This window comes from Actinomadura sp. J1-007, assembly GCF_009793335.1.
GTDB lineage: Bacteria > Actinomycetota > Actinomycetes > Streptosporangiales > Streptosporangiaceae > Spirillospora > Spirillospora yumaensis.
The window spans coordinates 5,499,338-5,522,833 of the sequence record NZ_WING01000001.1 but is presented as its reverse complement, the minus strand read 5'-3'; the positions used below and the strand labels follow the sequence as shown (position 1 = coordinate 5,522,833).

Below are 23,496 nucleotides of genomic sequence, written 5' to 3'. Positions count from 1 at the left end.
AGATGAGCGGGCATCAGCGCCCACCGTGGTCGATGGTCGTACCGGCGAGCCGTACCAGCAGGTCGGCGGCCGTGTCGGCCAGCCGCTGGCCGACGGCGATGTGGTCGCTGGTCCAGTGGCACGGCGTCCGCCGGTAGAAGTTCAGCGCCCCGGCGGCGCTGCCCCGTACGCGCACCGGGACCGCCAGCACCGCCCGCACCGGCGCGGCGCGCCGCGCCAGGCGCTGATAGCCGTCGCCGTCGTGCCCGCGCAGATCCGCGACCGCCACCGGACGGCCCGCCGCCACGGACTCGTGGGCCGGACCGAGCTGCTCCCGCTGCTGGGCGTACTCGAGGTCGAGCCCTTCGGCGCTGGACCCGCCCACCGCGCGCAGCTGCCCCTGCCCGTCGGCCAGCATCAGGGCCACGCCGTCGGCCTGCGAGATCACGGCCATGGAACGCAACGCACGGGCCACTCCCTGAGCTGCCGACGGACCGTAGCGGCCGCGGCCGGGGAGCCGCGATGCCGGGTCCGAGTCCGGATCGGTGGTCCGCTCGTTCCAGCGTCCCGCGGCGCCCTGCGGCGCACGCGAGCCCTGGGGCGTGGTGTCGGGGGAGTGACCAGCGTCGTTGTCCGCCATCTTCGGCCTCTCGGGCAGCATCGGATGAAGAATCCGCGGACACAGGGCGGAGCTTTCGGGCCACTCTACCCCTATCGTCCCTGATCGTTCGCCCTGCACCCCGTCCGCCGTGCCGTTCTGTGGGCGTCGCGGGTTCCGGGGGGCATGACCGCGCGGACGGGGCGTTAGCCGCGGCGGTGGTCCTGCGGATCGTTCCGCGGCGCGTTGAGGGCGGCCAGGCGCGCGGCGAGCTCGTCGCGTTCGCGGGTGATGGCGGCCAGCTCGCACTGCAACTCGATGATGCGGCGGATCGCCGGCAGGGTCATGCCCTGGTCCATCATCGCGGTGACCTGCTGGATGCGTCCGATCTCCGAACGGCTGTAGCGGCGCTGCCCTCCGGCGGACCGCTGCGGGGAGACGACCTGGTGCTCGTCGATGCGGCGCAGGAACGCCTGGCGCACCTGGAGCATGTCGGCGACCTGACCCACCGTGAACACCGCCGCGTGCTCGTCATCGAACGGCAGTCCCATCGTCACTCCCCTTCTCCGGGCTCACCGCGTGCACGGTTCGTCGTGCCTCTCCTCCACTGTTCCGGGCCGGCCCCGGAACGGCCCGCCCGGCGGGCGTTCCGCACGCTGCCCGCCGGGCCGATCGCCTCAGGACCCGCCGCCTCGCCGGCCCGGCGGCCAGAACCGCGGCCGCCACCGGGCCGGCGCGCGCCGGCGGCGCCGGTCAGCTTTTGATCGCCTTCTGCTCGCCGGACTGCTGGACGGCGACCTTGCGCGGCCTGGCCCGCTCCAGCACCGGGATGCGGACGGCCAGCACGCCGTTGTTGTAGGCGGCCTCGATCGCGTCGGCGTCCAGATGCTCCGACAGGTACACCCGGCGGGTGAACGACCCCATCGTCCGTTCGCGGACGAAGACGCGCTCGCCCTCGCCGTACTCCTCCTCGCGGCGCGCGGTCACCGACAGCACGCCCCGGTCGACGGTGACCTCGATCGACCCGGGGTCCACCCCGGGCAGATCGAACCGCAGCACGACGTCGTCGGCGCGGCGGATCCCGTCCATCGCCATCCCGGCGCCCTCGCCCCGGCCGGTGAGGCCGGCCTGCCGGACGGCGCGGTCGAACTGGCGCTCGAACTCCTGCACGAACGGATCGATCGACGTCAGCAGCATCGTCGCTACACCTCCGAAGATCCGCCGGGGGCCTTCCACTCCCCGGCCCACATCTCCTGTCCTCCCCATCGGAGGAAACCTGCAATCAAAACTATAAGTATGTGCCCCCTGGAGTTGTCAACCCCCTCCCCGCCGAACAGGAAGTACTGCCCCACCACAGCGCGCTGACCTGCACGATGGTCCGCGGCCCAGCCGAGAACCTGCCCTACCTCTTGACATGTTCCTGCTGCCATGGGTATAGAAAATGTGTATCGCTCGATGACCTGGTGACGCTGGTAGAGGTTCCGGGGAGTGATCGGGATGCAGAGCCTGACGCCGTCGCGGGTGGACCGCGAGTTCGCCGCCTTGGTCTACGCCGACGACCAGTGGCTGCGCGAGGAGTTCGACGCCCTGATGACCGCGGCGTACGGCGCGCCGCCCCGCCGGCCGGGCCCGCCCGCTCCCCCGCGTACTCCGCCGACCGGACGGCCGTGGCGCCATCCCGTTCCACCGCAGGGTGTGCGGAACGGCGCGACAAGTGACGGCCTTCCCCGAAATCCGGCGCTTGATATGCGCCGCCAGCGCTCCCCTCCGCCCGGCCCGACCTCGTCCCGGGGCGCGTGACAGAAAGTCCCGCCCGCCACAAGACCGATGTCCTGCACCAATACGCGGAAAGGGAGGAGCGCAGCAGGAACAGCCATCTCGCTCAGTTCTCAGCATCTGCCGGGCCGGCGGGCTTACCCCGCCGGCCCTGTTTCGCGCCCGATCTGGCCTGCGACCTCTCCGTGCCCGCTATGCCGTTCTCACGGCCGCGGAAGCTCACCGTGAACCGGAGTCGGCCAGGATCGCACGGTCAAGGATCTTGGTGCTGCGGATGAAGATCCAGAAGCGGACGAAGGCGATCGCCCACATCCCCCCGGCCAGCACGCACCCGACCGCGGTCGGTGCCACACCCAGCCGGTGGTCATGGGCGGTCATGGCGTAGAGGAGCAGGAGCCCGGGCGGCGCGGCGCCGAACAGCAGCGGGACGTACCAGTCCGAACGGATGGTGCGGATCAGGCCGCGGGCCCGCGGGGCGGAGGGGCCGAACAGGGTGCGCGCGGACGTCGCCCGCCCGGCCTCCACGCGCCGCAGGAAGTTCTCCCAGCCCAGCACCCGGTGCCCGGTCAGCGCCCGCAGGCGCGGAGCCAGTTCGACCGACAGGTAGGCGGCGATCTTGTAGCTGGACAGGCACTGGTCCATCCACAGCAGCCACAGGAAGCTGGAGATCGCCGCCAGCCCCGCCAGCACGTGCGTGGACTCGTGCAGCACCGTCAGCCCCGTGCCCACCGCCGCCAGCTCCAACGCCACGATCGCGTTCATCAACCCGATCCGCGTCGTGATCTCCTGCCGCAGGGACTGCAACTCCGCGACTTCGACTTCCACCGATTCGGGCACCACTTGGGATTGCGGTACAGGCAGGGCCATCGTTCCTCCGCTGTGAGACCAGGCGCTCACTGCCGCCAAGCGCGAACACCACCTTCGACGCGAAGAAGAGGCCACCAGTTGCACAATGCCAATAACGGACACGACGCTACCCACATATATGCGAGTGGCGTTTCTCCTCGGAGAAACGCGGAGAACCAGACGGGCAGGCTCGGCAGCGGCGATATGGGCGAGGTTTTCGCCGGCCGTTCCCGGCGGGCGCCGGTCGCGCCTTCTTGATGACTCCCCGCGTGAGGCCGGGGGGTGGCGGATACTGGGTGGGTGAGCGTCCAGGGGAGTGCGGGTCGGGGTGCGGTGGTCGGCGCCGCCGGGGAGGTCGGTTCCACCGCGGAGCTGGGTGCGGTGATCTCGCGGTGGATCGGGCGGGTCGTGCCGCACGACGGCTACATGCTGGCCGCGGTGGATCCGGTCACCGGCGCCGGGAGCTTCCTGGCCCGCGAGAACGGCTACAGCGTCACCGCGGCGCGCCGGCTGACGCTGGGCGATCGGCCGGAGGACGACCACTCCTTCGCGTTCGAACGGCTCGTCGCCGGGCCGGCCCGTGTGGCGGTGGTCGACGCGGGCACCCCCGGGCCCTGCCGTACGCCTGCGATGCGGGCGGTGATGGCGGACGAGGGCGTCGGCAGCGAACTGCGTGTCGCGCTGGTCGACGCGGGGACCGTGTGGGGCGGCCTGGTGCTGGTGCGCGCGCGGGAAGGGCGGCCGTTCTCCGAGGCCGACTCGGCCCGCGCGCAACGGCTGGGCCCGGGTGTCGTCGCCGCGATGAAGCGCTACGTGGTCGGCGGGCCGCTGGAGCCCAGCAGGCTGGACCTCCCGCCGGGTGTGCTCGTGGTGGGGGACGACGAGGTTCCCATGGCCGCCACCCCGTCCGCGCGTGACTGGATCGGCGAGCTGGGGACCGCGCCCGCCGGGCCGGACGCGCCGCTCGAAAGCACGCTGTGGGACCTCAGCCGGGCGACGCGCCGGACGGGCGCGTCCTGCCTGACCCGCGTCCCCACCCGGCGCGGCTGGGTCGCCCTGCACGCCCAGCCCATGACCGGCGGGGCGCCGGGGCGGTGGCCGTGACGATCGCACCGGCCGCCGGCGCCGAGCTGCTGCCGGCGGTGGCGCTCTGGCACGGCCTGACCCCGCGGGAACGGACGATCACCGGCCACGTTCTGGAGGGCCTGGCCACCAAGCAGATCGCCCGGCGCATGGAGCTGTCCGCCCACACCGTCCACGACCACTTCAAGTCGATCTACCGCAAGACCGGCGTCCAGGCGCGCGAGGAGCTCCTGGCCAGGCTCCTCGGCTGAGGGCCGGGCGGCGTCAGAGGACGTCGTAGGTCAGGTGCGTCGCGGTCGAGGTCGGGACCACGGTCCGCTGCGCCAGCGTGCGCGGCGTTCCGCCGGTGAACAGCGGGGTCCCGGCGCCCAGCACGACGGGCGCGAGGTGCAGGGTCAGCGTGTCGACCAGCCCGGCTTCGAGCGCGGAGCCGATCGTGGCGCCGCCGCCCATGAGGACGACGTCGAGGTCCCGGCCGGCGTCCGCCGAGGCGGCCTCGGCGCGCTCGCGGGCGGCGGCGACGGCGTCGGGCAGGCCGGTGGTGACGAACGTCCAGTCGAGGCCGGTGAGCCGCACCGACTCCGGCGGCGTGCTCGTCACCACGACGAACGCGGGCTTGCCGACCTCGCGCGCGCCGTAGCCGGTGTCGTCGTTCCAGCCGTTCGGCCCGTCGACCACGTCGAAGAGCCGGCGGCCCAGGACGACGGCGCCCGAGCGGGCGGTCCCCTCGCGCAGGTGGCGGCGGTCGTCGGGGTCGTCGGAGAACGCCCAGGTGTGCAGGGCGTCGCCGCCGGCGCCGAGGCCGCTGTCGGGGCCGGGGCCGGGCCCGGTGACGAAGCCGTCCAGGGAGACGGAGATGTCGGCGATGATGTGCGTCATGTCAGGGCAGACCCGGTCGGCGGCCCGGACTCATCGCCCGAAGTAGGCGGCGCTCTCCGCGTCCGCCGGGTAGTACGACTCGATCGCGACCTCGTCCAGCGTGATGTCCATCGGCGTGCCGAACGTGGTGATGGTCGAGAACAGCCGCACCTCCCGCCCGCCGAGGCGGAGGATCATCGGGATCACGACGTCGGCCTCGGCCGCGCGGCCGGAGCCGTCCTCGGAGTCGGGGGCCAGCAGTTCCTCGTAGAGCGCGGCGAGCTCGGCGTCGGGGGCGACGGCGAGCTGGCGCCTGATCCGGGAGCGGAACACCAGGCGCACGTCGGCGAGGTTGACGACCAGCGGGGCGAGACCGCGCGGGTCCAGCCCGAGCCGCACCAGGTTGGCCGGCGGCCGCAGCAGGTCGGGGTGGACGCCGGCGAAGAACGGCTCGACGGCGCGGTTGGCCGTCACGATGTTCCACCGGCGGTCGAACGCCAGCGCCGGGTACGGCTCGTGCGCGCGGAGCACCCTCTCGACCGCGTCCCGGGCCGCCGTCAGCGCGCGGTCGCCGAGCGGCCGCTCGGCGTACCGGGGCGCGAACCCGGCCGCGAGCAGCAGCCCGTTGCGGTCGCGCAACGGGACGTCGAGCTGGTCCGCGAGCCGCAGGACCATGTCGGCGCTCGGGTTGGTCTTGCCCGTCTCGACCAGGCTGACGTGGCGGGCGGAGACGTCGGCCGCGATCGCGAGATCGAGCTGGCTGAGCCGCCGGCGATGCCGCCACTGCCGCAGGAGCTCCCCGACCGTGTGCACGATCATCCAGGGTACTCACCGTGGGGCCGGACGCCATGAAATGCGAGTTCATCGACAACGGCGGCGGCCGTGGAAACACTGCCCCATGACCACGGACAACAAGAGCATCGTTCAACGGGCGCTGGCGGAACTGATCGAGACGGGCGGCGTCGAAGGGCTCGAACCGCTGCTGAGAGAGGACTTCGTGCACCACCGGCCGGACTCCGACTCCACCAAGGAGCAGTGGCTCGACGCCGTGCGGACGGCGCTCACCCCGCTCGCCGGGATGAGCGTCGAGGTCCGCCATCTGCTGGCCGACGGCGACCATGTCGTGATGCACTCGCGGCGGTGGCTCCCGGACGGCGGGCCGGAGATCTCGGTCGTCGACGTCTGGCGGGTCGAGGACGGCCTGATCGCCGAGGCCTGGGAGATCATCGAGCCGGACGCGCACGCCGCCGCCAACATGGCGTGGTGGGAGCCCGCCGCGCTCTGACCAGCGGCCTCCGCGGATCCGGGAGGGCGCAGGGCCTGGAACGGCCCCGGCGCCGCGCCCTCCCGGCGAGCCGTCAGCCGGTCTGGAGCAGGGACGGGGTCCCGTGCCCGGCCCAGTCGTGCGGCTGGAGGAAGCGCGCCACGTCGCTCTCGGGGCTGCCCGGCTCGGGGGTGATGTCGAAGCCCCAGCGGGCGAGCGGCGGCATCGACATCAGGACGGCCTCGATGTTGGCGTTGGTCTGGAGGCCGAACAGCGTGCCCCGGTCGTACACGAGGTTGAACTCGGCGTAGCGGCCCCGGCGGGCGAGCTGCCAGTCGCGCTCGCGGTCGCCGTACGGCATGGGCGCGCGGCGGGCGACGATCGGCGGGTAGGCGTCGAGGATCGCCGCGAGGCCGTCCTCGACGAACGCGACGTGGGACGCGGGCGGCCCGGGGGCGTCGGCGGTGACGCGGTCGAAGAAGACGCCGCCGATGCCGCGCATCTCGCGCCGGTGCCTGATGTAGAAGTACTCGTCGCAGGTCGCCTTCCACTCCTCGTACCGGGCGAGCTCGTGCCGCGCGCACCATTGTTTGAGGGTGCGGTGGAAATGGACGGCGTCATCGTCGAAACCGTACATCGGGGTGAGGTCCATGCCGCCGCCGAACCACCATTCGCCGCCGTCGGTCTCGAAGTAGCGGAAATTGGCGTGGAACGACGGGGCGTAAGGGTTCAGGGGATGCAGCACCATGGAAATGCCCGTGGCGCGGAACGCGCGGTCGGCCAGGTGCGGGCGGTCCCGGCTGACGGCGGAGGGGACGTGGTCGCCCTCGACGAGCGAGACGTTCACCCCGGCCCTTTCGAACACGCGCCCGCCCTCCAGGACGCGGGCCCGGCCGCCGCCGAGGCCGTCGCGCGTCCAGCCCGCCGTCCGGAAGCGGGCCCGCCCGTCCAGTTCCTCGAACGCGGCGACGAGCCGGTCCTGGTGCCCGCGCAGTGTCGTGTGGACGGTCTCGGCGTCGCTCATGCCGCGGCCTCCTCGCGGGGGAACCGGTGGACCAGGTCGACGAGGCGCGCCACGTTGTCCGGCGGCGTGCCCGGCAGGAGGCCGTGGCCGAGGTTGAAGACGTGCGCGCCGCCGAGGCCGTCGCGGAGCACCTGGCGCGCGGCGGCCAGCATCGTGTCGGCGTCGGCGAGCATGACCGTCGGGTCGAGGTTGCCCTGGAGGGCCTTGCCGGGCAGGGCGGTGCGGGCCGCGTCCAGCGGCTGCCGCCAGTCGACGCTGACGACCTCGGCGGGGAGCCGGGCGATCTGCGGGTACAGGTGCGCGGCTCCCACCGCGAGGTAGATGCGGGGCACGCCGGTTCCCGCGAGCGCGTCGAGCACGCGCCGCACGTACGGCATGCCGAACGTGGCGTAGCCGCTGCGGCCGTGGATGCCGGCCCAGCTGTCGAAGAGCTGGACGGCCTCGGCTCCGGCGTCGATCTGCGCGCGCAGGTAGCCGGCGGTGACCTCGGCGAGCTTGTCGAGCAGGGCGTGCGCGAGGCGCGGTTCGCGGTGCAGCCAGGCCCGGAAGCCGGCGTAGTCCGCCGATCCGGCGCCCTGGACGGCGTAGCCCGCCACGGTCAGCGGTGAGCCGGCGAAGCCGATGACCGGCACGCGGCTCTCCCCGCGGACCAGGGTGATCGCTTCGGACACGAACGGGGCGATCTCGTCCGCGGCCGGCGCCCGGAGCGCGGCGACGTCGGAGGCCGTGCGCACGGGCGCGGAGATGACCGGGCCGGGCGCGAACTCGACCCGCACGCCCATCGACGGCAGCGGCGTCATGATGTCGTTGAAGATGATCGCGGCGTCCAGCGGGAACCGGCGCAGCGGTTGCAGCGTCACCTCGGCCGCGATCTCGGGCGTCCGGCACATCTCCCAGAACGGGTGCCGCTCCTTCAGCTCGCGGTATTCGGGCAGGTAGCGGCCGGCCTGCCGCATCAGCCAGATCGGCGCGCGCGGCGTGGACGCGCCGCGCGCCGCCGCCAGGAAGACGCCGTCCGCGCCGGTCCGCGCCGCGGCCCCCGCGGCGCCGGCCTTCGCGGATCCGCCGGTGGTCTCTTCGGTCGTGGTCACCCGGTCCTCCAGGAATTCCGGCATCGTTTCGGGACGCCCGCCCCACGCTAACAAGCGTCCGGCGGCGAATCCACGGACGATTCGCATTACCGCACTTAAACGCGTCTAGTACGGCGTACGGACTTTACTACCGCGTTTGGCTGGACGAAATTCCGGCCCCCTGCCTACGCTCACCCCACTTCCTCCCCGCTGCGCGAAATCCCCACAGAATCCGCACCTTGCGAGGCTGAACTCTCCCGTGATGCACATACACAACGTCGGGATCGACCACCGGACCGCGCCGATCGAGTTGCTCGAACGGCTCGCCGTACCGCCCGGCCGGACGCGCGAGGCGCTCGGCCGCCTCACCGCCCATCCGGCCGTCGGGGAGGCGCTGCTCCTCGCGACCTGCAACCGGCTGGAGGCGTTCGTCGCCACCGCGCGGCACAGCGAGGCGGCCTGCCACGTGGTCGAGTCGTTCGCCGGGCTCGCGGGCGTTCCCGAGCACGAGGTGTGGGGCGCGGTGTCGATCCGCCGCGAGGCCGAGGCGGTGACGCACCTGTTCCGCGTCGCGTGCGGGCTCGACTCGATGGCCGTCGGCGAGGAGCAGATCGTCGCGCAGGTCCGTTCGGCGCTGCGCGCCGCGCGGGAGGCCGGAGCCGCCGGGCCCGTCCTGACGGGGCTGGCCGAGCACGCGCTGCGCGGCAGCAAGCGCGCCCGCACCGAGACGCGGGTCGGCCAGGCGGGCGTGTCGCTGGTGCACGCCGCGCTGGACGTCGCGGACGGCGTCCTCGGCGGGCTCGCCGGACGCCGCGCGCTGCTCGTCGGCACCGGGACGATCGGCTCGCTGGCGGCCCGGCTGCTGCGCGACGCGGGCGCCGGGGAGATCCATGTGGCGAGCCGTACGGCCGCGAGCGCCGAACGGATCGCCGGGCAGGTCGGCGGCGCGGCCGTCGCGCCCGGCGGCTGGGCGCCGCTCCTCGAACGCTGCGACCTGCTGGTGTCCTCGACCGGGGCCGAGGGCCAGGTGCTGGACGCCGAGCGGATGCGGGTGGCGCGCAAGGACGCCGGGCACGCCCCGTTCGTCGCGCTCGACCTGGCGATGCCGCGCGACGTCGACCCGCTGTGCGGCGACGTGGACGGCGTGACGCTGGTCGGCATCGAGGAGCTCGGCCGCGTGCTGGCCGGACGGGGGCGTCCCGACGACGTCGGCCGCGCCGAGGGCATCGTCACCGAGCAGGCCGCCGCGTTCCTGGCCAGGCGGCTGGAGTCCTCGGTCAAGCCGCTGATCGTGGCGCTGCGGTCCCGGGCCCGCGAGGTCGTGGACCAGGAGCTGGCCCGGCTCGGCGACCGGCTGCCCGGCCTGGCCGAGCGCGAGCGCGCCGAGACCGTCGCGGCGGTGGACCGGATCGTCGGCAGGCTCCTGCACACCCCGACCGTCCGGGCGAAGGAGCTGGCCGGGGCGCCCGACGGCCGCCTGTACCTGGAGGCGCTCTCGCGCCTCTTCGACCTGGATGTGAGCGAGGCGAACGCATGACCACCAACGCGCACGACGCCCGGCCGCTGCTGCTCGGGACGCGCAGGAGCAAGCTGGCGGTGGCCCAGGCGACCTGGGCGGCGGACCGCGTCACCGCGGCCACCGGCAGGGCCGTACGGCTCGTTCCGCTGTCCACCGAGGGCGACGAGAGCGACGCCCCGATCGAACGGTTCGGGTCCACGGGCGTGTTCGTCACGGCGCTGCGCAAGGCGCTGCTGGCGGGCGAGGTCGACTTCGTCGTCCACTCCTGCAAGGACCTGCCGACCGCGCCCGAGGCGGCGCTGCGCCTGGCGGCCGTACCGGCGCGGGAGGACCCGCGCGACGCGCTCGCCGGTCCCGCCGGGCTGCCGGGCTCGCTGGACGCGCTGCCGCCGGGAGCGGCGGTCGGCACGGGCTCGCCGCGCCGCGCCGCGCAGATCCTCGCCCGCGCGCCGCACGTGGCGGTCGTCCCGCTGCGCGGCAACGTCGACAGCCGCCTGGCCAGGACCGCGACCGGGGAGCTGGACGCGGTGGTGCTCGCGATGGCGGGCCTGTCCCGGCTCGGCCGCCTCGGCGAGGTCGCCGCGCCGCTGCGCCCGGACATCGTGCTGCCCGCGCCGGGCCAGGGCGCGCTGGCGATCGAGTGCCGGGCCGACGATCCCGCGACCGCGTCCGTCCTCGCCACCGCCGACGACCCGCCCACGCGCCTCGCGGTCACCGCCGAGCGCGCGTTCCTCGCCGGTCTCGACGCGGGCTGCACCTCCCCGGTCGGAGCCCTCGCCACGCCGGCGAACGCGCGGGGCCTGCGGCTGGACGGCCTCGTCGCCGCGCCCGACGGCTCCACCGTGCTGCGCAGCGCGGCGACCGCGACCGTCGAGACGCGCGCCGAGGCGACGGCCCTCGGCGAACGGCTCGCCCGAGCGCTGCTGGCCGACGGCGGCGCGGCACTGCTCACCACGCCCGCCGGGACGGCCGCCGCCGATCCGCGTACCCGTCCCGACCGGCCCGCCCGCGCCTCCCAGCCGCTCGGCCGCGGCTGACCACCCGCGACGTACCGCAGGAGGATCCACATGACAGGCACTCAGCCCCACACCGCACCGCGCCCGGTCGTACGCCCGCGGCGACTGCGCCGGACCGCGCCGCTGCGGCGGCTCGTCGCCGAGACGCGGGTGTCGCCCGCCGACCTCGTCCTGCCGATGTTCGTCAAGGAGGGCATCGCCGAACCGGTCCCCGTGCCGTCCATGCCGGGCGTCCTCCAGCACACGCGCGACTCGTCGCGCAAGGCGGCGCGCGAGGCCGTCGAGGCGGGGGTCGGCGGGCTCATGCTGTTCGCCGTCCCCGAGCGCAAGGACCCGGTCGGGCTCGCCGCCACCGACCCCGACGGCATCCTGAACGCCGCGGTCGCCGACCTGGTCGCCGAGGTCGGCGACGCCGCGACCGTGATGGCCGACCTGTGCCTGGACGAGTTCACCGACCACGGGCACTGCGGCGTCGTCGCGGACGACGGCACCGTCGACAACGACGCGACCCTGGAGCGCTACGGGCGGATGGCCGTCGCGCTCGCGGAGGCCGGGACGCACGTCGTCGGCCCGAGCGGGATGATGGACGGCCAGGTCGCCGCGGTCCGCGCCGCCCTCGACGCGTCCGGCCACACCGGCGTGGCCGTCCTCGCCTACGCGGCCAAGTACGCCTCGTCGTTCTACGGCCCGTTCCGCGACGCGGTCGACTCCTCGCTCACCGGCGACCGCCGGACGTACCAGATGGACCCGGCCAACGGCGCGGAGGCGATGCGCGAGGTGCGCCTGGACGTCGCGGAAGGCGCCGACGCCGTCATGGTCAAGCCCGCGATGGCGTACCTGGACATCGTGCGCCGCGCCGCCGACGCCGTGGACGTCCCCGTCGCCGCCTACCAGGTGTCGGGCGAGTACGCCATGGTCGAGGCCGCCGCCGCGCGCGGCTGGATCGACCGCGGGCGCGCGGTCGCGGAGACGCTCACCGCGATCCGCCGCGCGGGCGCGTCGATCATCCTCACCTACTGGGCCGAAGAGGCCGCCAGGGGGCTGCTGTGACGGACACCGGAACGCGGCCCGAGGCCGTGAACGGAGACCACGACGTCATCGTCATCGGCGGCGGCGTCACGGGGCTCACCGCCGCCCACCAGATCCTCGGGCGGGCCCCGGACGCCTCGCTCGCCGTCCTGGAGTCGTCCGAACGCGTCGGCGGCATCGTCGGCTCGCGGCACGAGCGGGGCTTCACCGTGGACACCGGCCCGCACGGGTTCGTGGTGTACGGGCCGGGCGGCGTCGGCGACCTCGCCGGCGAGCTCGGCCTCGGCGGGGAGCTCGTGCTCGCCACCGGAGAGGCCGAGAAGCTGCTCCTGCTGCGCCATGACGAGGAGCTGCTCACGCTGCCGACGACGCCGCGCGAGTTCCTGCGCAGCCCGCTGCTGTCGGCGCGCGGGAAGCTGCGCGTCGCTCTGGAGCCGTTCGTCGCCAAGGACCTGAGCGAGGAGCCGGTCTACGAGTTCACGGCGCGGCGCTTCGGCTGGGAGCTGGCCCGCACGCTGGCCGTCCCGGCGGTGCTCGGCGTGACGGGCGGCGACTCGCGGCGGCTGAGCATCGACGCCAAGTTCCCCTACGTCCGCTACCTGGAGGAACGGTACGGCAGCATCCTGCTCGGCGCGCTGCGCGTGCAACTGCGCGGCACGCAGACGGGCCGGTTCTACGTTCCCCGGCTGCCGAAGTTCGGCGAGTTCGGGATGCGGCTGCACACGTTCCGGGGGCACGGCATGCAGCGCCTGATCGACGCGCTGGAGAAGGAGCTCGCGGGCCGCGTCCGCCTCGGCTGCCGGGCCACCGGCATCGAACGCACCGCCGCGACCGGGGCCGGCGCGTCCGGCCGCCGCTGGCGCGTCGCGCTGGAGAACGGCGCGGAGCTGACCGCGGACCACGTCGTCCTCGCGCTCCCGGCCTACACGGCGGCCGGGCTGCTCGCCCCGCACCTGCCCGACGCGGCGGCGGCCCTGGACGCGATCCCCCACCCCGACGTCCGGGTGATCGCCCTCGCCTACCGGCGCGCGGACGTCGCGCGCGAGCCCACCGGCATCGGCTTCCTGACGATCCCGACCGAACGCACGCGGATCCTCGCCAGCATCCACACCTCGGCCATCTTCCCGAGCAGGCGCCCGAGGACATGGTGCTGATCCGCACCCTCGCGGGCGGGACGCAGGACCCGGCGTTCTCCTCGCTGCCGCGCGACGAGGCCGTCCGGAACGTCCACGGGGACCTCGTGCGCATCTTCGGGATCCGGGGCGAGCCGGTGTTCGCGTTCGACCACCTGTGGCGCCGCGCGATCCCCGAGTACCCGGTCGGGCACCGGCGGCGCGTCGACCGCGTGCTCGCCGCCGTCGCCGAACTCGGCGGCCTGCACCTGGCGGGCAACGCCTACCACGGCGTGGGCGTCAACGACTGCGTCCGCGACGCCCGCCGGGTCGCCGCGGACGTCACGTCCGCCCTGCCCGGCTGAGCCGCGGCCACGCCCACGGTCACCCCCGCCATCCCCGCGATCCCCGAGCCTCCGGGAGGCAGCCCATGTCCGGTGACGTCCCGCCCGCCGACCGCGTCCCCGCGCCGGCGGGCGGCGGGCGGCACGACCGCGCCCGCCGCTGGCTCTGCCTCGCCACGCTCAGCGTCGGCGTCTCGCTGATCATGGTGGACGGCACGATCGTCAACGTCGCGCTGCCCGCGATCATCGGCGGGCTCGGGATCGCCTCGACCGACGCCGAGTGGGTGAACGCCGGGTACACGCTGGTGTTCGCGGCGCTGCTGCTGCCCGCCGGGAGGGTCGGCGACGTCCTCGGGCACCGCCGGCTGTTCGCGCTCGGCGTGCTGGTCTTCGGGGCCGCGAGCGCCCTCGCCGGTCAGGCCCAGGGCGGCCCGAGCCTGCTGGCCGGCCGCGTCCTCCAGGGCGCCGGCGCGGCGATGATCCTCCCGGCGACGCTCGCCGTCATCAACACCGCGTTCCGGGGCCGCGACCGCGCCATGGCGTTCGGCGTGTGGGGGTCGGTGATCGGCGGCACGGTGGCGATCGGGCCCGTCCTCGGCGGCTGGCTCGCCTCCGCCCACTCCTGGCGGTGGATCTTCGTCGTGAACGTCCCGCTCGGCGTCCTGGTGCTGGCCGGGATCGCGCTGTGGGTGCCCGAGACCCGCGACCCGCGCGCCGCCCTGCGGACCGGCGCCGTCGGCGCGCTCGCCGCCGGCGCCGGGTTCGCCGCGCTGGTCTTCGCCCTCATCGAAGGGCAGCGGTACGGCTGGTGGACGCCGACCCGCGCGTTCTCCGCCGGGCCGCTGGACTGGCCGGCCGAGTCCGTGTCGCCGATCCCGGCCGCGGCCGTTCTCGGCGCGCTGTGCCTCGCGGTCTTCGCCGCCGACACCGGACGGCGGCGGAGGCGCGGCAAACCCGTCCTGCTCGACCTGACGCTGTTCGCGATCCCGAGCTTCCGCATCGGCAACGTCGCGATCGCCATCGTCGGCCTCGCCGAGTTCGGCCTGGTCTTCGTCCTGCCGCTGTACCTCCAGGGGGCGCTCGGGCTGGACGCGCTGCGCGCCGGGCTGGTCATCCTCGCGCTCGCGGTCGGCGCGCTGCTCGCGGGCCCCGGCGCCGGACCCCTCACCCAGCGGTACGGCGCGCGCCGCGTGGTGCTCGGCGGCCTGGCGCTGGAGACGGCCGGCATCGCGTCCGCCGCCGTCCTGATGGCGCCGGACGCGAGCGCGTGGCGGCTGGTCGGCCCGCTGCTGGTGTACGGCGTCGGGGTCGGGCTGGCCAGCGCGCAGCTCTCCAACGTCGTCCTCGCCGACGTCCCCGTCGAACGCTCCGGGCAGGCGTCGGGCGCGCAGAACACCACCCGGCTGCTCGGGTCGGCGCTCGGCATCGCCGTGCTGGGAACGGTCCTGGTCGCCGCCCTCGGCACCGGCCTGGACCGCCGCCTCGACCGGCTGGACGCGACGCCGCCCGCGACGCGCGAGCGGGTCTCCGCCGAGGTCCGCGACAGCCTCGGCGCGCGCATCCCGGACCTCGCCGGACGGCCCGGGACGGCGGCGCCGGCCGCAGAGGCCCGCGCCGCCCTCACCGGGGCCGCGCGCGCCGTCACGTTCCTGACCGCCGCGATCATGCTCGCCGGCTTCGTGCTGAGCCTGCGCCTCCCGCGCACCGCCGGCGCCCGCCACCACGCACCGTCCCCGGAGCAGGCGGGTCTCGACGTCCGCTGAACGGTCCCGCCGCCCACGCGGGGCCGCCGCGCACGCGGGGCCGCCGCGACGGCCGGACGGGCGCGGCGGGCGGCCCCGCACGGCCGGATGGGCGTGGCCGAGCAGTCCGCGGTGTCCCGCGGCCGCCGTGCACGCTCCATCCGGCTCATCGTGCGTTCCCCTTCCGTCGCGGCTAACCGGCGGGCGCCGCCTCGGGAGGCGTCCGGTACCACTCGTGCACGTCGGCGATGTCGGCGATCTCGCCCTTCATCACCTCGCCGGGGCGCTCCTCCTCGCCGACGGCCAGCACGAACCGCGCGGGCACCTCACCGAGGATCTCCATCGTGTAGGTGCCCTTCTCGGCGGACATGCGGCCGATGCTGTAGCTGATGTAGGACGTGTCGGTGTACGGCTCGTCGAACGTCTCGCTGCGGTTGGCCGTGAACACCTCGCGCTTCCCCGACGGCGCGACCAGCGTCAGCGACGGCAGCCTCTCCGGTTCGATCCCGGTCTCCGGCGCGAGCTTGGGGATCAGCATCTCGACGTACAGGACGTCGTCCTGCTCCAGGTCGGCCCGCACCGTCCGCTTCTCCCCCGGCGCGTCGATCACGCCGTAGAACGCGAACGACACCTTCCCGTCCGGCAGGACCGGCGCCGTCAGCGCGTCCCTGTTCAGCCGGGTCAGGACCACCGGGATGTGCGCCGCCAGCACCCCGGCGCGGTAGTCGCCCGCACTGGCCAGCAGCGCGCCGACGCCGGCGATCGCCGCCTGCGCGCGCCAGCCGAGCCGCCGGTGGACGGCCGTCAGATCGAGTCTCATGGTCACCTCCAGGTCGGGCCGGGACGTCCGTCGCCCCGGCCGGTGTCACGCCGTCCGGACCGTCCGCCGCGGTGGCGGGACGTCACCGGGCCGGCGGGATGTCGCGGCGGTAGCGGAAGACGCAGACGCGCCCGCCGCCGGTCCGGTGCGCGAGGGCGCGGACGTCCAGGCCGGGGAACGCCCGCCGGGTCGCCTCCGCCTCCAGGTCGCACAGCAGCGGCTCGGCCGCCCGCGGGTCGAGGCCGAGCACCTCGGCCGCGGTGGCGCAGGTGCAGGTCAGGGCGATCTCCAGCGCGGCGTCCTCGCCCGGCCGCGAGTCGTCCACCACCTCGTGGACGAGTCCCGCCGCCTCCAGCCACGGCAGGGCGCGGGCCATGCCGGCCGCGAGGCGTTCGCCCTCGACGGCCGGGCCGAGCCGCGCGGCCTGCTTCTCGGGGAGGCCCTCCAGCATCGCCTCGCGGGCGCGTTCGGGGCCGAGGCGCTCGCGCAGCTCGCGGTAGCGGCCGAGCCGCTCCGCCAGGCCGCGCCGGAGCCCGTCGTCGGTGATCTCGTGCATGGCGGTGCCTCCCGGGGATTCGGGGTCCGTACGGGGTGGGGCCGGAACGCCGCGCCGTCCGCGCGGCGGGTCCCGGGGCGGAAAGTCAGGGAGCGGGGAGTCAGGCGGCGGCGGCCAGCGTGACCCCGGCGTGGGCCAGCAGGCCCAGGGTGATGTAGCGGTACCAGGCCCTCCAGAGCCGCACCTCGTAGTGGTCGAGCCCGACCTCGCGGCGGGCGGCGGCCGCGCACAGCGGGGCGCGCTCGGCCTGGCGGGCGACCTCGGCCAGCTCGCGCAGGGACGTGGCCCTCGGCGCGGCGCACACGTACGCGCGCGTCCCGCGGCCGTCGCGGCGGACGAGCAGCCAGCGTTCGAGGCCGTCACCGCCGGGACGCCCGAGGAGCACCCGCGCGGCGTGGCCCGCGAGCCCGTGCCGCACCGGATCGTCGTGGTGGACGGTGCGCTGCCACTCGTTCGCCGGGATGGAGGCGATGGCGTCCTCGGGGACGCCGCGCGGCCTCCGGCCGTCCTGGCGGCTCCGGGAGCGCGGCTCCGTCCGCACGCCGAGGACGTAGGGGACCCCGCGCTCGTCGAGCCGTCCGCGCAGGGCCGCGTCGTGCCCGAACGGCGCCTCCGCGGCGACCCAGGCGGCGGGCGTGCGGGCGTCCAGGGCGCGTTCGACCATCTCCCAGCCGAGCCTTCCGCGGCTCCGGTACGGGACGTCGGCGGGGACGTGCGCCCGCGCTCGGCGGACCGGGTCCCCCGCCCACTCCGGCGGGAGGTAGAGCTCCCGGTCCACGATGGCCTGCGCTCGCGGCGCGGCGTAGGTGAGGAAGACGGCGACCTGGCAGTTCTCCACTCCCCCGGCCGCCGCCGAGAACTGCCGCCGCACGCCGACGGAGCGGTCGCCCTTCTTGGCGAACGCCTCCTCGTTCAGCACCAGCGCCGCGCGCGGGTCGCCGAAGTGCTCGACGACGATGCCGCGCAGGTCGTCCCGCAGCTCGTCGGCGTCCCACCGGGCCGTCGTCAGCAGCCGCTGCATGCCGTCGGGCCGGGCCTCCCCCGCGTTCTCGGCGAGCTGCCTGCCGTTGCGGCGGTCGGCGGACAGGACCATGCCGCGCAGGAAGGCGAACGCGCGGTCCCTCGGCTCGGCGCGCGCGAACCGCGGGGCGATCAACCGGTGCAGGCGGCGGAGCGCCAGCTCGGTGCGCTGGGCGTGCCCGTGGGGCGCGTTCGGAACGGCCACCAGCCTGCCCTCCCCGAGCGCGCCCCTGGCGCGCGGCCCCCCGAGCGGGCGCCCGCCCGGAAGGGGGTCCGCGCCGGGGCCGGGGAACGGGGGCTTGGGCGGGTGGAGTCGCCGTCCCGTCGATCCGACCGAAGAGGGAGAAGCGGAGGAAGAGGAATCCGCGACGTCCTGCCTACACATTTGCGCGCACATCGCCCCAGCCATTCATCAAGCTTTTCCTGGCGTCTTCGACTCGCTTGGACCGATGTCACGGTAATCTGCTCGGCGCGCGGCTGTCTTCAACACGTCGCTGATCTTCGCCCGGCGGCGGATCGACAGCCATTGAGCCGTTCCCGGCGGCGCTGCACATAACGTTCGGCGCGCACTCAACGGCGTGGCGGCGCGATCCGGGGAATCCTCCACCGGTGCGCAGGGAACGGCGCGGCCATTTCCACATCTGTGGAAGCCCGGCCGAAATTCCAGCTCATCGGCCGGCCGGGCCGGAGCGGGCCGGGAAGGGGAAGCCGCTCGTTCCCAATATGCATCATGGTTGCTCTTGCGACAAGTTCGCAAGAGCAACCGGTAAGCATGAAACGGGGGAGGCCGGATCGGCCTCCCCCGTTTCCTGACGCGCCCGGAGAACGGAGGGTCAGCCTCCTCCCGCGGGCTCTTCCACCATCAGTCCCTGGCGATAGGCGAACGCCACCACCTGCGTCCGTCCCGACATGCCCAGCTTCACGGTCACGTGGTGCATGTGGGAGCGCACCGTCGCGGTGGAGACGTGCAGCTCGGCCGCGACCTCGGCGTCCGACAGACCGCTGGACACCAGTTCCAGGACGCGCCGCTCGCGCTCGCTGAGCCGTTCCACGACCGCGTCGCGCACCGCGCTCGCCATCGGGACCCGCGCGGCCCAGTCGAGCAGGTGGCCGGTCATGGTGGCCGTGAGCACCGCCCCGCCCGCCGCCACCGCCCGGACCGTCCGGACGAGCTCCGACGGCGGGCTCTCCTTGCTCGCCACGCCCCGCACGCCCGCGCGCAGCGCGTCGAGCAGCGAGCCCTCGTGCTTCGGGGACGCCATCACCACCAGGCTCGGGCCGTCGCCGTCCCCGGCCGCGAGGACCCGCCTGACCAGTTCCAGGACCTCCAGGTCGGGCAGCGGCAGGCCGACGAGCACCGCGTCCGGGCGCCGCTCGCGCACCAGGGCGGGCAGCCGCCTGGCGTCGCGGGTCTCCCCGGCGATTTCGAGGTCGCGCTCCGGCTCGAATATCGCGCGCACTCCGAGCAAGGTGAGGGTCTGTTGGTCATAGACGATCACCCGAATCGGCATGCGACCCCCCGCCGGAAAAGTGTTGCCCGCCTTTCTCGCGCCATCAGGACACCCCCTGCAACATCCTCTGGACCACGCTCCGCCCGGACGATCCCCGACTCGTACTCACCGCTCATCCGGCGCGGCCGGCGCACCGTGCGGGCGGGCGCCGGCGGACGCGGCAGAAGGGGACGCCCCCGTCTGCGGCTACTGCGAACGGAACGTTCCGGCCACGACCGCCGGGGCGGCGGAGGGAACGGCCATCGCACGGTAAGGGTTTGGAAGCGATACGGACGACAACGCTTCGCACGCCAAAGTCAACCTTCTGTAATCGACCACGGCCTCACTTAATAGCGTATACATGGCGGCGGGTATGACGGCAATGCGCTGACACGAAGCGGTCCAGACAATTCCCGCGGGCCGTCCGCCGGATATTCCCGAAGGCGCACAAGTGCGGGAACGGATAACGACTACCGCACATCGGCGGGCGGCCGGCCCGCACCCGTCGTTACGACCGCCGCGGAATGGAGCGCGTCCGCGAAACGGCACGGCGACGGTCGGCCGGTGCCCGGATCACGGGCACGCCCGCGCGCGTCGTTCGCGGCGGCCGGTCCGTCAATGGCCCGCCGGAGGCAACACCGTCACCTCCGGGACCGGTCGCCCTCGTCACCCGCCGGTGCCGAGGCTGCGCAGGACGAACGTGGTGACCCGTTCGACGGTCGGCTCCAGCTCGCGGGCGCCCTGGCCGAGCGGGTAGCGCTCGGCGCCGAGGCAGGCGTGCACGAGGTGGGCGGTCTCGGCGGGGTCGCAGGGCGCGAACTCGCCGGAGTCCACGCCGTCGCGGATGATCCCGGTGAGAATCCGCCCGAGCGGGCCGACGTGCGCGTGCATCTGCTCGTAGCCGTCCGGGCCGAGCAGGGTGGCCAGCTCGGGGCCGGCGGGCTGCGGGTGCGCGGCGAAGTCGGCGAGCTGCCGGCGGACGTACACCGTGATGCGCTCGGTGGGGCCGTCGGCGCCGGCCAGGGCCCGGTCGAGCTCCTCGGTGAAGCGCGCCGTCTCGTGCTCGGCGTGGGCGATCAGCAGCGCCCGCACGTCCTCGAAGTAGTTGTAGACGACGCTGCGGTTGAGGCCCGAGCGGTTCGCCACCTCCGCCATGGACAGCCTGTCGACGCCGTCGGCGGTCATGATCTCCCGCACCGCGACCAGGATCCGCTCGCGCATGGCGGTGCGGTGCTGATCGAGGGATCCGGAGATGCGGGGCACGCTCTGCATCGTAGGCGACTCCCGTTCCGCGCCGTCCGCTGACCAGCGTGGACGGCCCTCCCGGCGGGCCCCGGCGGAACGTCCTGGCGCGCTACAGGGTGGTACTACAAGACGTAGATACAAAGCGTCTGTATGGTGTGCTGCGTGGCATCCCGCAGCAGGACCGAATCCACGGCCTCGCCGCCCCCGCGAGGGGACGACGCGCACGGAGACGACGCGCGAGGGGACGACGCGCACGGCCGCGCGCGCGAAGCCTCGCGAGCGGTCTGCGAGGCGACCGCGCTGAGCCGTTCGTACGCCGGCGCGTCCCGTCCGGCGGTGGACGGCGTGACGCTGAACGTCCGTCCGGGCGAGGTCTTCGGGGTGCTGGGACGCAACGGCGCGGGCAAGACGACCCTCGTCCGGATGCTCGTGGGGCTGCTGCGCCCCGACACGGGCCGGGTCCTGCTGGACGGGACCGACGTGACGGCCCGTTCCGCGCACGCCGCCGTCCACCTGGCGTACCTGCCGCAGCGCGAGTCGGCGCTGGCCGACATGTCGGTGCGCACCGCTCTGGAGACGACCGGGCGGCTGCGCGGCCTGCCCCGCGCGGCGGCCCGCGCGCAGGCCGACGACCTGGTGGCCGAGCTCGCCCTGGCCGCGATCGCGGACGACCGCGTCGGGCGCCTCTCCGGCGGGCAGCGCAGGCTCGTCGGCGTCGCGACCGCCCTCGCCGGGGAACGGCCCCTGCTCGTCCTGGACGAACCGACCACCGGCCTCGACCTGGACGCGCGCCGCACGGTCTGGGACGCGCTGGACCGGCGCCGCTCCGGCGGGGCGGCGGTGCTGCTGGTGACGCACAACGTCCTGGAGGCCGAGACCGTCCTCGACCGCGTGCTGGTCCTGCACGCCGGGCGCCCCGCCGCCCTCGGCACCCCGGGGCGGCTCAAGGAGCGGTTCGGCGGGCTCGTCCGCCTCGACCTGGCCTGGCGGGACGAGCCCGCGATCGACCCGGCCGGCCTCGGCGGCACGGTGCTGCGGCGCGGCCGCCGCTGGACGGTGCGGCTCCCGGTCGCCGAGGCGCAGGACGTCCTGGCCGGCATCCTCAACGGCCCCGCGTACGCGGCCCTCGACGACTTCGGCCTCGCGCCGCCCAGCCTGGAGGACGTCCTGCTGGCCTGCGACTCCGAGGAGGGGTGATGGCCGTCGCGCGCACGGGCCCGGGAGCGCCGGCCACCATCGCCGCCGTGCACACCGCCCAGCTCGGCCGGGCCCGCGCGGGCGGCGGCGCGGTGGTCCTCGTCGCCACCGTCCAGTCGCTGGCGATCCTGGTCCTGCTGCACGGCATCGGCCGGACCGCGGGCGAGGGGTCGCGCGCCGCGGTCGTCTCCGGAGCGGTCCTCTCGGTCGTCGCGTTCATCGCCTGGAACCTGCTCGCCCAGCGCCTCGCGGCCGTACGGGCGGGCGGCGGCCTGGACTACTTCGGCACGCTGCCCGTCCGCCCCGCCGCGGTGGTCCTGGGCTTCTGCTCCTGCTACGCGACGTTCGCCGTGCCCGGCATCGTCCTGACCGCCGCCGCGGGGACGGCGCTGTTCTCGCTCCCCGCCACCCACCTGTGGGTGCTGGTCCCGGCGGCGCTGACGTCCGGCCTCACCTACAGCGGGCTCGGCGCGCTCAGCGGGCTCGGCCCGTCCCGGCCCGAGACCGCCGCGATCACCGGGCAGCTCGGCCTCACCGCCGTCATCTTCTTCGGCCTGATCCCACCGGACTCGCTCCCGGACGGCCTCGCACCGTTCCGCGCCGCCGTGCCCCTCGCCTACGACATCGACGCGCTCGCGTCCGCCCTGACCGCCGACCCCGACTGGACGGGCATCGCGCTGCGCCTGGCGGGCTCGGCCGCGTTCGGGGCCTGCTGCCTCGCCCTCGCCGCCCGCGCGTACCGCAACGCGCTCGACTCATAGAACGCGATCGACCCACCAAGGGAGAACCATGCCGCCCGATTCCACGCTCGCGACCTGGAGCGACAGCCTGACCAACGGGGCGACCGCCCTCTACACCTTCGCGGCCCTGGCGTTCGCCGCCGTCTTCGCTTACCGCCGCACCAGGACCGAGGCCAAGACCAAGACGGAAGCCTTGGCCGAGTCTCCCGAACGCGTCCTCGTCGCGGCCGGAGGCGGAACGGCCGCCAGACCGGGCCCTCCACCGCCCGCCTCCTCCGCCTCTGCCTCCGAAGACGACGGCGAAGGCGAAGGCGAAGGCGAGCCCGAGCAGCGGATGTTCACCGCCGACTCCCTCGGCCGCTACGCGCTCGGCCTGACCGCGCTCGGCTGGGCCGTCCACCTGACCGCCCTCGCCACCCGCGGCCTCGCCGCCGGGCGCGTGCCGTGGGCGAACATGTACGAGTTCATCTGCGCCGTCACGTTCACCGCGGTGTCGGCGCTGCTCGTGCTGTTCGTACGCAAGCGGACGTTCTACCTGGGCGCGTTCGTGATGTTCCCGGTGGTCGTCGCGCTCGGGCTGGCCACCACCACGCTCTACACGCCGATCGACCCGCTCCAGCCGTCCCTGCACTCGTACTGGCTCGCCATCCACGTGCTGGCCGCGATCGCCGCCTCGGGCGGCTTCACCGTCGCCACCGCCCTCACCGCGCTCTACCTGTACCGCCTGCGCGCCGTTCCCGCGCCCGAAGACCCGGCCGACCGTCCGGCCGAACGCCCGGCCGACCGCCCTGCGGCCCGTCCCTCCGTCGCCGCGCTGGCCTCGCGCCTGCCGGGCGCGGCCACCCTCGAACGGCTCGCCCGCCAGACCCTGATGTTCGCGTTCCCGGTGTGGACGTTCGCGATCATCGCCGGGGCGATCTGGGCCGACAACGCCTGGGGCCGCTACTGGGGCTGGGACCCCAAGGAGACCTGGGCGTTCATCACCTGGGTCGTGTACGCCGCGTACCTGCACGCCCAGACCACCAAGGGCTGGAGCGGACGCAAGGCCGCCGTCATCGCCCTGGCCGGCTACGGCTGCCTGCTGTTCAACCTGGTCGGCGTCAACCTCTGGGGTTCGGGCCTCCACTCCTACGCAGGCCTCTGACCGCCCCCGGGCGCGGGACCGCCG

Annotated in this window: 26 protein-coding genes; 13 read left to right on the top strand and 13 right to left on the bottom strand. The window is 74.5% G+C overall.

What is annotated here, in order from left to right:
- Positions 1-13 precede the first annotated feature (13 nt).
- From GEV43_RS25165 to GEV43_RS25155, 3 genes are all read right to left on the bottom strand, one after another.
- Positions 14-619 (bottom strand): GAF domain-containing protein, encoded by a 606-nt coding sequence (locus GEV43_RS25165; RefSeq protein ID WP_302931292.1) that lies wholly within the window; start codon positions 617-619, stop codon positions 14-16.
- Between the two features lie 164 nt (positions 620-783).
- A complete protein-coding gene (locus tag GEV43_RS25160) occupies positions 784-1,128 on the bottom strand; it encodes a helix-turn-helix domain-containing protein (protein WP_160822808.1) in 345 nt (114 codons plus the stop codon).
- A 202-nt stretch (positions 1,129-1,330) separates the two neighbouring features.
- Positions 1,331-1,774 (bottom strand): Hsp20/alpha crystallin family protein, encoded by a 444-nt coding sequence (locus GEV43_RS25155; protein ID WP_160822807.1) that lies wholly within the window; start codon positions 1,772-1,774, stop codon positions 1,331-1,333.
- Positions 1,775-2,074: 300 nt separating this feature from the next.
- Between GEV43_RS25155 and GEV43_RS25150 the strand changes: the two genes are divergently transcribed.
- Complete coding sequence (locus GEV43_RS25150; protein ID WP_160822806.1) at positions 2,075-2,377, top strand: hypothetical protein; 303 nt, start codon at positions 2,075-2,077, stop codon at positions 2,375-2,377.
- A gap of 195 nt (positions 2,378-2,572) precedes the next feature.
- Here GEV43_RS25150 and GEV43_RS25145 read toward each other — a convergent pair whose 3' ends face one another.
- Positions 2,573-3,178, bottom strand: a complete 606-nt coding sequence (locus GEV43_RS25145; RefSeq protein ID WP_160822805.1) for a hypothetical protein — start codon at positions 3,176-3,178, stop codon at positions 2,573-2,575.
- A 321-nt stretch (positions 3,179-3,499) separates the two neighbouring features.
- Between GEV43_RS25145 and GEV43_RS25140 the strand changes: the two genes are divergently transcribed.
- Together GEV43_RS25140 and GEV43_RS51000 are read left to right on the top strand one after the other, a co-directional pair.
- Positions 3,500-4,303 carry a hypothetical protein gene (locus GEV43_RS25140; protein ID WP_160822804.1) on the top strand — a complete coding sequence of 268 codons (804 nt, stop codon included), beginning with the start codon at positions 3,500-3,502 and terminating at the stop codon, positions 4,301-4,303.
- Positions 4,300-4,533 carry a response regulator transcription factor gene (locus GEV43_RS51000; protein ID WP_206681270.1) on the top strand — a complete coding sequence of 78 codons (234 nt, stop codon included), beginning with the start codon at positions 4,300-4,302 and terminating at the stop codon, positions 4,531-4,533. Before GEV43_RS25140 ends, GEV43_RS51000 begins: the two co-directional genes overlap by 4 nt.
- 13 nt (positions 4,534-4,546) lie before the next feature.
- Here the strand turns inward: GEV43_RS51000 and GEV43_RS25130 are convergent, their stop codons facing one another.
- Together GEV43_RS25130 and GEV43_RS25125 are read right to left on the bottom strand one after the other, a co-directional pair.
- Positions 4,547-5,161 (bottom strand): dihydrofolate reductase family protein, encoded by a 615-nt coding sequence (locus GEV43_RS25130; RefSeq protein WP_160822802.1) that lies wholly within the window; start codon positions 5,159-5,161, stop codon positions 4,547-4,549.
- Positions 5,162-5,191: 30 nt separating this feature from the next.
- Complete coding sequence (locus GEV43_RS25125; protein ID WP_175250130.1) at positions 5,192-5,959, bottom strand: helix-turn-helix domain-containing protein; 768 nt, start codon at positions 5,957-5,959, stop codon at positions 5,192-5,194.
- A gap of 79 nt (positions 5,960-6,038) precedes the next feature.
- Between GEV43_RS25125 and GEV43_RS25120 the strand changes: the two genes are divergently transcribed.
- On the top strand, positions 6,039-6,425 hold the full coding sequence (locus GEV43_RS25120; protein WP_160822801.1) for a nuclear transport factor 2 family protein: 387 nt from the start codon (positions 6,039-6,041) through the stop codon (positions 6,423-6,425).
- Positions 6,426-6,498: 73 nt separating this feature from the next.
- On the opposite strand, the gene hemF is transcribed toward GEV43_RS25120, so the two are convergent.
- Together hemF and hemE are read right to left on the bottom strand one after the other, a co-directional pair.
- Positions 6,499-7,428, bottom strand: a complete 930-nt coding sequence (hemF, locus tag GEV43_RS25115) for an oxygen-dependent coproporphyrinogen oxidase (RefSeq protein ID WP_160822800.1) — start codon at positions 7,426-7,428, stop codon at positions 6,499-6,501.
- Complete coding sequence (hemE, locus tag GEV43_RS25110) at positions 7,425-8,519, bottom strand: uroporphyrinogen decarboxylase (protein WP_206681269.1); 1,095 nt, start codon at positions 8,517-8,519, stop codon at positions 7,425-7,427. The genes hemF and hemE overlap by 4 nt, the downstream gene beginning before the upstream one ends.
- A 241-nt stretch (positions 8,520-8,760) precedes the next feature.
- On the opposite strand from hemE, the gene hemA reads away from it, so the two are divergent.
- The 6 genes from hemA (at position 8,761) to GEV43_RS25080 (ending at position 15,281) form a co-directional block, all read left to right on the top strand.
- Positions 8,761-10,035, top strand: coding sequence for a glutamyl-tRNA reductase (hemA, locus tag GEV43_RS25105; protein ID WP_160822798.1), 1,275 nt, complete (start codon positions 8,761-8,763; stop codon positions 10,033-10,035).
- Positions 10,032-11,054, top strand: coding sequence for a hydroxymethylbilane synthase (hemC, locus tag GEV43_RS25100; protein WP_160822797.1), 1,023 nt, complete (start codon positions 10,032-10,034; stop codon positions 11,052-11,054). Before hemA ends, hemC begins: the two co-directional genes overlap by 4 nt.
- Before the next feature lie 30 nt (positions 11,055-11,084).
- A complete protein-coding gene (hemB, locus tag GEV43_RS25095; protein WP_160822796.1) occupies positions 11,085-12,083 on the top strand; it encodes a porphobilinogen synthase in 999 nt (332 codons plus the stop codon).
- A complete protein-coding gene (gene hemG / locus GEV43_RS25090) occupies positions 12,080-13,216 on the top strand; it encodes a protoporphyrinogen oxidase (RefSeq protein WP_160822795.1) in 1,137 nt (378 codons plus the stop codon). The genes hemB and hemG overlap by 4 nt, the downstream gene beginning before the upstream one ends.
- The gene (locus tag GEV43_RS25085; protein ID WP_160822794.1) at positions 13,207-13,539 is read left to right on the top strand and encodes an FAD-dependent oxidoreductase; all 333 of its coding nucleotides are present in this window, start codon (positions 13,207-13,209) and stop codon (positions 13,537-13,539) included. Before hemG ends, GEV43_RS25085 begins: the two co-directional genes overlap by 10 nt.
- Positions 13,540-13,604: 65 nt before the next feature.
- Positions 13,605-15,281, top strand: coding sequence for an MFS transporter (locus GEV43_RS25080; protein WP_160822793.1), 1,677 nt, complete (start codon positions 13,605-13,607; stop codon positions 15,279-15,281).
- A 172-nt stretch (positions 15,282-15,453) separates the two neighbouring features.
- On the opposite strand, the gene GEV43_RS25075 is transcribed toward GEV43_RS25080, so the two are convergent.
- The 5 genes from GEV43_RS25075 to GEV43_RS25055 all read right to left on the bottom strand — a co-directional run bounded on the left by GEV43_RS25075 (position 15,454) and on the right by GEV43_RS25055 (position 20,409).
- Positions 15,454-16,080, bottom strand: a complete 627-nt coding sequence (locus GEV43_RS25075; protein ID WP_160822792.1) for a hypothetical protein — start codon at positions 16,078-16,080, stop codon at positions 15,454-15,456.
- Between the two features lie 82 nt (positions 16,081-16,162).
- Complete coding sequence (locus GEV43_RS25070; protein ID WP_160822791.1) at positions 16,163-16,636, bottom strand: L-2-amino-thiazoline-4-carboxylic acid hydrolase; 474 nt, start codon at positions 16,634-16,636, stop codon at positions 16,163-16,165.
- A gap of 100 nt (positions 16,637-16,736) precedes the next feature.
- Complete coding sequence (locus GEV43_RS25065; protein ID WP_160822790.1) at positions 16,737-17,861, bottom strand: IS701 family transposase; 1,125 nt, start codon at positions 17,859-17,861, stop codon at positions 16,737-16,739.
- Positions 17,862-18,489: 628 nt separating this feature from the next.
- Positions 18,490-19,155, bottom strand: coding sequence for a response regulator transcription factor (locus GEV43_RS25060; RefSeq protein ID WP_160822789.1), 666 nt, complete (start codon positions 19,153-19,155; stop codon positions 18,490-18,492).
- Between the two features lie 657 nt (positions 19,156-19,812).
- Positions 19,813-20,409: a TetR/AcrR family transcriptional regulator gene (locus GEV43_RS25055; RefSeq protein WP_160822788.1), complete on the bottom strand. Its 597-nt coding sequence runs from the start codon at positions 20,407-20,409 to the stop codon at positions 19,813-19,815.
- 144 nt (positions 20,410-20,553) lie between these two features.
- Here GEV43_RS25055 and GEV43_RS25050 point away from each other — a divergent pair, with 144 nt between their 5' ends.
- From GEV43_RS25050 to ccsB, 3 genes are read left to right on the top strand one after another with little or no spacing between them, the layout of a single operon-like run.
- Complete coding sequence (locus tag GEV43_RS25050) at positions 20,554-21,588, top strand: ABC transporter ATP-binding protein (RefSeq protein ID WP_206681268.1); 1,035 nt, start codon at positions 20,554-20,556, stop codon at positions 21,586-21,588.
- Positions 21,588-22,349, top strand: a complete 762-nt coding sequence (locus GEV43_RS25045) for an ABC transporter permease (protein WP_160822786.1) — start codon at positions 21,588-21,590, stop codon at positions 22,347-22,349. Before GEV43_RS25050 ends, GEV43_RS25045 begins: the two co-directional genes overlap by 1 nt.
- A 28-nt stretch (positions 22,350-22,377) precedes the next feature.
- Positions 22,378-23,472 (top strand): c-type cytochrome biogenesis protein CcsB, encoded by a 1,095-nt coding sequence (gene ccsB, locus GEV43_RS25040; protein ID WP_160822785.1) that lies wholly within the window; start codon positions 22,378-22,380, stop codon positions 23,470-23,472.
- The last annotated feature ends 24 nt before the right edge of the window (positions 23,473-23,496 follow it).

What these genes read in the sequence shown, in the direction of transcription:
- GEV43_RS25165 (WP_302931292.1), bottom strand. Translation starts at nt 619, where the DNA reads ATGGCGGACAACGACGCTGGTCACTCCCCCGACACCACGCCCCAGGGC.
- GEV43_RS25160 (WP_160822808.1), bottom strand. Translation starts at nt 1,128, where the DNA reads ATGGGACTGCCGTTCGATGACGAGCACGCGGCGGTGTTCACGGTGGGT.
- GEV43_RS25155 (WP_160822807.1), bottom strand. Translation starts at nt 1,774, where the DNA reads ATGCTGCTGACGTCGATCGATCCGTTCGTGCAGGAGTTCGAGCGCCAG.
- GEV43_RS25150 (WP_160822806.1), top strand. Translation starts at nt 2,075, where the DNA reads ATGCAGAGCCTGACGCCGTCGCGGGTGGACCGCGAGTTCGCCGCCTTG.
- GEV43_RS25130 (WP_160822802.1), bottom strand. Translation starts at nt 5,161, where the DNA reads ATGACGCACATCATCGCCGACATCTCCGTCTCCCTGGACGGCTTCGTC.
- GEV43_RS25125 (WP_175250130.1), bottom strand. Translation starts at nt 5,959, where the DNA reads ATGATCGTGCACACGGTCGGGGAGCTCCTGCGGCAGTGGCGGCATCGC.
- GEV43_RS25120 (WP_160822801.1), top strand. Translation starts at nt 6,039, where the DNA reads ATGACCACGGACAACAAGAGCATCGTTCAACGGGCGCTGGCGGAACTG.
- hemF (WP_160822800.1), bottom strand. Translation starts at nt 7,428, where the DNA reads ATGAGCGACGCCGAGACCGTCCACACGACACTGCGCGGGCACCAGGAC.
- hemA (WP_160822798.1), top strand. Translation starts at nt 8,761, where the DNA reads ATGCACATACACAACGTCGGGATCGACCACCGGACCGCGCCGATCGAG.
- hemC (WP_160822797.1), top strand. Translation starts at nt 10,032, where the DNA reads ATGACCACCAACGCGCACGACGCCCGGCCGCTGCTGCTCGGGACGCGC.
- hemB (WP_160822796.1), top strand. Translation starts at nt 11,085, where the DNA reads ATGACAGGCACTCAGCCCCACACCGCACCGCGCCCGGTCGTACGCCCG.
- GEV43_RS25085 (WP_160822794.1), top strand. Translation starts at nt 13,207, where the DNA reads ATGGTGCTGATCCGCACCCTCGCGGGCGGGACGCAGGACCCGGCGTTC.
- GEV43_RS25080 (WP_160822793.1), top strand. Translation starts at nt 13,605, where the DNA reads ATGTCCGGTGACGTCCCGCCCGCCGACCGCGTCCCCGCGCCGGCGGGC.
- GEV43_RS25075 (WP_160822792.1), bottom strand. Translation starts at nt 16,080, where the DNA reads ATGAGACTCGATCTGACGGCCGTCCACCGGCGGCTCGGCTGGCGCGCG.
- GEV43_RS25070 (WP_160822791.1), bottom strand. Translation starts at nt 16,636, where the DNA reads ATGCACGAGATCACCGACGACGGGCTCCGGCGCGGCCTGGCGGAGCGG.
- GEV43_RS25045 (WP_160822786.1), top strand. Translation starts at nt 21,588, where the DNA reads ATGGCCGTCGCGCGCACGGGCCCGGGAGCGCCGGCCACCATCGCCGCC.
- ccsB (WP_160822785.1), top strand. Translation starts at nt 22,378, where the DNA reads ATGCCGCCCGATTCCACGCTCGCGACCTGGAGCGACAGCCTGACCAAC.